This is a genomic window from Streptomyces yokosukanensis (assembly GCF_001514035.1).
Lineage (GTDB): Bacteria > Actinomycetota > Actinomycetes > Streptomycetales > Streptomycetaceae > Streptomyces > Streptomyces yokosukanensis.
Map to the genome: position 1 here is coordinate 61617 of NZ_KQ948234.1, position 5295 is coordinate 66911.

Here is a 5295-nt window from a genome sequence, read left to right on the forward strand (position 1 = left end):
GAGTCGGCCTGTTAGCGGTCTTCGGGGAAGTCGTCGCCGTACATGGGCAGTCCGCTCAGCGACTGGTCCCGGGTGGCCCCCTCTTCGATGACGTCCCAGTGTTCGACCAGGAGACCGTCCTCGACACGGAGGAGATTGGCGGCGCTCCACGGCGTGGACTGCCCGATCCCTGTGAAGCGTCCGCGCAGAACGCCTTGAGGGCGATCGCCTTGTTCCTGTCTTCGGCGGCGGTCACGACAACTTCGCCTTCCTTCTCCCGTGTCGGAGAACTGCCACGCCGTCGCTTCGGAGCTTCGGTTCCGTGGCTCACCGGCAGGCCCGGACGGTGAACGCTGCCGATTCCGCGTCCGCCGGCGCGCTCGCTTCGAGGTCGCAGTACCTGTCGTACGCGGGATGTTGTCCATCGGGTTCCGGGCCACCGAGATGCTCCGGGCCCGTCACGCGGGCAGCGGGCTGCGCGGTGCCGGTGTGACGGGGGTTTGGCCTTCGCCCCTGACGGCGCCGGGTTACACCGTGCGGGTCCAGGCGGCTTCCTGGACTTGCTTGATGAGTTCCTCGGTCGCCGGGGGCCAGACGTTGCGGTAGTTGCCGTGCTCGGCGCCGATGATCTCGACCATTTTGTCGATCATGTCCTGCGGGTCGTACTGGTCGGCCAGGATCTCCGCGAAGCGGGCCTTCACGTCCTTGGTCTTGTTGAAGTTGACCGCGTCGTCCAGCCAGCGGAAGGTCGTGTCCGCGATACGGTCGTTGAACCCGGTCTGGTACGCCCCGGGGTTGATGGTCTGCACGGTGATCCCGGTCGGCGCGAGTTCGTCGCGCAGGGTCGCCGCCATGGCTTCGAGCGCGTGCTTGGTCGCACAGTAGGGGCCCAGGCCGAAGGCGGTCAGCATGCCGCCCATCGAGCTGATGATGACGACACGGCCCGCCGTTCTGCCATCCACCCACTTCCGGATCACACGCTGGGTGAGTTCGAGGTTCGCGAAGACGTTCGTCTCGAACGTGCGCCGCACCAGGTCGACGGGGATCTCCGCCAGCGGCCCGCAGTCGCCGATCGCGGCGTTGCTGACGAACATGTCGAAGTCCCAGTCGGAGACGGCCGCGATGTCGCGGGCGTCCAGGACATCGAGCTTGTCGACCGTGACGCGGTCCTGCAAGCCGAGTTCCCCGATGTGCTGGCGCAGTTCGGTCACCTGCGACCAGATCTCCGTGGTGGCGATGACCTGGTGCCCGGCCCGGGCCAGGCCGATGGCGGTGCCGCGGCCCAGGCCGGTGCCGGCTCCGGTGATCAGGATCTTCTTCATCGTGCTTCCTTTCCGAGCGCGATACGGGCGACCTCGCCGTCCTGGACGGGCATGCCGCCCGACACGCCGATGGCGCCGATCACAGTGCCGTTGTCGTCGTGCACGGGGAGACCGCCCGCGTAGGGGATCAGGCCGCCGTTGGTGTACTCGGTCGTGGGAGCCGGCCCGCCGGGCTTGCAGAACTCCCACAGGCTTTCGCTCGGGCCGTCGAACAGGACCGAGGTCTTCGCCTTGGCCAGCGCGATCTCGATCGAGCCGAGGATCGACCCGTCCATCCGGGCGAACGCGACCAGGTGTCCACCGCCGTCGACGACGGCGATGTTCATCGGAACGCCGATCGCCACCGCGTGGTCGCGGGCCCTTGCGATCACGGCTTGAGCCGTATCCAGCTTGATACTCATGGCGGTTGCCCCTGTCGGTGTCGGTGTCGGTGCTGGAGTGCTGTGCTCATAGCCGGGCGACGAACGCGCCGATGTGTGCGGCCACCTGGTCGGGCACCTCAAGGGGTGAGAGGTGGCCTGTGTCCTTCAGGACGGTCAGCGAGGCGGTCGGGATCAGCGGCAGCAGGTGGTCGGCGAGCACGGTGGGCGGGTCGACCTTGTCGTGACTGCCCGCGAGAACCAGCACCGGCACCTCGATGGCACCGACACCGGCCGACACGTCCTGCACCAGGCCCTGGCGCGGCCACGCGAGACGGGCCTCGTCGCCGCCGCGCAGACTGTCCTCGACCACCTGCCGACGCAACTCGGGAGTCAGGCCGCCGTGGGTCAGCATCAAGTCGATGCCCTGAAGAACCGCCGCCTCGTTGTCGTAGGCGTGGGAAACCGCCTCCTGTACCTGCTCGGTCACCCCGATTGGAGCAGGCGGCGCGGGCGCCACGAGGACGGCTCCGGTCAGCCCCTCGGGCTTGCGTGCGGCCACCATCTGGGCCACCTTGCCGCCCATCGAGTGCCCGACGAGCACATAGCGGGAGTATCCGAGCGCGCCGATGACCCGTTGCGCGTCGTCGGCGAGCTGCTCCAGGCCGTAAGGTCCCGGCACGCTCGTGGAGTCGCCCCATCCGCGCTGGTCGTAGGCCACGAAGCCCTGCCCCGGTTCCAGACACTGAAGCACCGGGATCCAGGTGCGCCGTGAGCCTCCCCAGTAGTGCAGGAAGACCAGCGCCGGGCCGTCACTCTCGCGAACGTGGGCGTACACCTGGCCGCCCTGTACATCGAAGAAGCAGCCCGCCACATTCTGCGGAGTCATTGTCAGCTCCTCGTCCACGGCCGAGGTCCTCGGACCGCTCCACCGGTTTGTGGAGCCGGTCGCCCCGCGCTCGATGTCCGATCCTGCTCCGGGATCTCCCCGCCGGGCCACGGCTCATCTGCCAGCATGCGCACTTTTCAGGCCAAGGTGAGGCGCAGGGGCCATCCGTCTCCGGCCGCGCAGACCGGTGGCTGAAGAGGAATCTGCCGGAGGTACCCATGGAACCGATGGTCAGGAGGCCGACTGGCCTCCCTGCGTCATGGGCACTGGCCGTAACATTGCGGCCATGAACCGGCACCGCGTTGCAGTACTGGCGGTAGACGGCGTGCTGCCCATCGATCTGGGAATCCCCACACAGATCTTCAGGGACCGTCCGTACACCCCCTACGAGCTCACCGTGTGCGGAGACACCGAGGACGCCGTGACCACCAGCGCCGGGTTCACCCTCGGGCTGACCGCGGGACTCGAAGCACTCGCCGAAGCGGACACGATCATCGTTCCGGGCTTCGAGGACTTCCGGCGCCCCCCGCCACCGCGGGTGAAAGCAGCTCTCAAGCTCGCCGGCCGCGCGGGGATACGCATCGCCTCCATCTGCACCGGCGCCTTCGCCGTCGCCGCGGCCGGACTGCTCGACGACCGCACCGTCACCACCCATTGGGCCAGCGCGGATGCCCTCGAAGAGCTCTACCCCCGGCTGCGCGTCGACCGGAACGTCCTCTACATCGACAACGACACCATCCTGACCTCCGCGGGCGTCACGGCCGGTATCGACCTATGTCTGCACATGGTCCGCAAAGACCTCGGCGCAGCCGTCGCGAACGACATCGCCAGGGAAATCGTTGCCGCCCCCCATCGCGACGGCGGACAGGCGCAGTACATCACCCGGAGCCTCCCCGCCCCGCAGGCCACCACACTTGCCGACACCCGTGAATGGGCGCTGCACGGCCTCGAGGAAAACCTCACCATCCCCGAACTCGCCGACCACGCCGGCGTCTCCCCACGCACCCTGACCCGCCTCTGGCGCCAGGAAACGGGCGTCAGCCCGCACCAATGGCTCCTGACCGCCCGTATCAACCGCGCACGCGAACTTCTGGAGACCACCGACCTCCAGGTGGAACAGATCGCCACCCGGTGCGGCCTCGGCAGCGGCGCCAACATGCGCGCCCGTTTCCGTGACACCGTCGGCATCACTCCCACAGCGTATCGCCGCGCCTTCCAGCACCAGGTCGGCTGACGGGGCGGCCTGGTCCCCGCCCGCCGCTCAGGAGGGTGCTCCCACCCCTTCCCCGGGAGGTCCGCCCACCTCTTCCCTGGGAGCCCGTCAGATGGGTGTTTGCAGGCCGAAGCAGCCCGCAACGGAACGCGGCACGGGACTGGGGGGAACACTTTGACGCGCGGACAACGCCACGCCGACGGTTCAAGGACCGTCGACCAGGTTGGCGTCGTCCACGTGAGCGAGAATCGCATTCGCGACAGTGATCGCATCAGCGGCACGCTGGGTGCGGCTCAGCACGGACAGGCAGCGCCGGCCCACATCGAACCATTCGGTCTGTTCCGGACACACGGTGCCGAAGACGAGCGCGGCCAGGTCGCCCGCATCGTGCGGACTGGCCGCGGTCAGCTGCTCAGCAGCCGTGATCAGGATCAGCGCGCTGGCCACGTCGCCGTGGGTCGCCGCGGCGCGGGCGTGCGGCGCTGCCAGCAGGGCTTGCCCGGCGTCCAGGTGATGTCGAGCGAACCGCCCATGCAGGGTGCGGACCGTCAAGTCGGGCAGGGCCCCGCAGACGGCCTCCCGCACCAGATCGTGGCGTGGTGCCAGGCGCTGGTCGTGGATGGTGATCAACCCGGACCCGACCGCGACCTCGCGTCCCGAGCCGACCAGTTCCGGCACCGTGCGCAGGGCTTCCTGGACGGTGACGGCGCGTCCGCAGACTGCGACGACCTCGACGAGGGTGCGCGCCGTATCGAGGAGGCCGGCGAGCCTGCGGGCGATGGCCGCACCGAACTCCTGGGGCACGGTGTCGGGTTCGCCCCGTGCGACAGCCCGCGCGAAGTTGTCCAGGACGTTGATGGCCAGCAGGGGATTGCCCGCCGAGGCGTCGAGGAACCCGCGCGTACGCTCGTCCGGCGGGTGCCCCAGGCGATCACTGGTGCGCCGGGACTGACTGCTCGATGGGGTCGCACGTGCCCAGAGCGGGCCGGACCTGTATCCGTCCGGCCCGACTGCACACCTCCGCGAGCAGGGCGCTCTTGCCGATGCCCGCCGGTCCGCTGACCAGTACCACGCCCCGGACCCGGGACGCCGTGCGGCGCGGACCACGGAAAGGGCCCGCTCCATCGGCTCGCTACGGCCTCGCAGCGGTAGAGCCTCCGCAGCGAGCGATGAGCGATTCCTGGTGACAGGCTGCTGTTCTGAGCCGATACGCAACCCGTCGACCGTCCCCCCGCCACATCCAGCCGACGCAGAAACTCAGACGCAGAAACTCAGCAGACTACGACGTCTACCGTCGCAAGCTGCGAGGGATGGGCATACGCCCGGTCATTGCTCGCCGTGAGATCGAGCACGGCTCCGGCCTGGGCGTGCACTGCTGGGTCGTCGAAGCCGCCTTCGCGCTCCTGCACTGGTTCCGCGTGCCATGCCGCCGGGTGACGCAACTTCGGGATTTCTGAAGCGTTGGGTCTGCTGCAGGTTTGGGTGACAGGTTCGGTCACGCGGCCTGGAGGGCCGGTGTGGTCATGAGGGTTT

At 68.7% G+C, this 5295-nt stretch carries 5 protein-coding genes and 2 pseudogenes; 2 read left to right on the forward strand and 5 right to left on the reverse strand.

Annotated elements, in window-relative coordinates; genetic code table 11:
* Positions 1-506: 506 nt before the first annotated feature.
* From AQI95_RS41135 to AQI95_RS41145, 3 genes are read right to left on the reverse strand one after another with little or no spacing between them, the layout of a single operon-like run.
* Positions 507-1301 (reverse strand): SDR family oxidoreductase, encoded by a 795-nt coding sequence (locus AQI95_RS41135; RefSeq protein WP_067136192.1) that lies wholly within the window; start codon positions 1299-1301, stop codon positions 507-509.
* Entirely contained in the window at positions 1298-1702 is a 405-nt protein-coding gene (locus AQI95_RS41140) for a GlcG/HbpS family heme-binding protein (protein ID WP_067136194.1), read from the reverse strand. The genes AQI95_RS41135 and AQI95_RS41140 overlap by 4 nt, the downstream gene beginning before the upstream one ends.
* Positions 1703-1748: 46 nt before the next feature.
* Complete coding sequence (locus AQI95_RS41145; RefSeq protein ID WP_067136196.1) at positions 1749-2549, reverse strand: alpha/beta fold hydrolase; 801 nt, start codon at positions 2547-2549, stop codon at positions 1749-1751.
* 286 nt (positions 2550-2835) lie between these two features.
* Here AQI95_RS41145 and AQI95_RS41150 point away from each other — a divergent pair, with 286 nt between their 5' ends.
* Positions 2836-3783, forward strand: a complete 948-nt coding sequence (locus AQI95_RS41150; protein WP_067136198.1) for a GlxA family transcriptional regulator — start codon at positions 2836-2838, stop codon at positions 3781-3783.
* A gap of 183 nt (positions 3784-3966) precedes the next feature.
* Here the strand turns inward: AQI95_RS41150 and AQI95_RS41155 are convergent, their stop codons facing one another.
* Entirely contained in the window at positions 3967-4566 is a 600-nt protein-coding gene (locus AQI95_RS41155; protein WP_067136200.1) for a hypothetical protein, read from the reverse strand.
* A 127-nt stretch (positions 4567-4693) separates the two neighbouring features.
* Positions 4694-4837 (reverse strand): annotated as a pseudogene (locus tag AQI95_RS50590) (hypothetical protein); the annotation flags it as partial.
* Positions 4838-5051: 214 nt separating this feature from the next.
* On the opposite strand from AQI95_RS50590, the pseudogene AQI95_RS49530 reads away from it, so the two are divergent.
* Positions 5052-5180: pseudogene (locus AQI95_RS49530) on the forward strand (IS5/IS1182 family transposase); the annotation flags it as partial.
* Between the last annotated feature and the right edge of the window lie 115 nt (positions 5181-5295).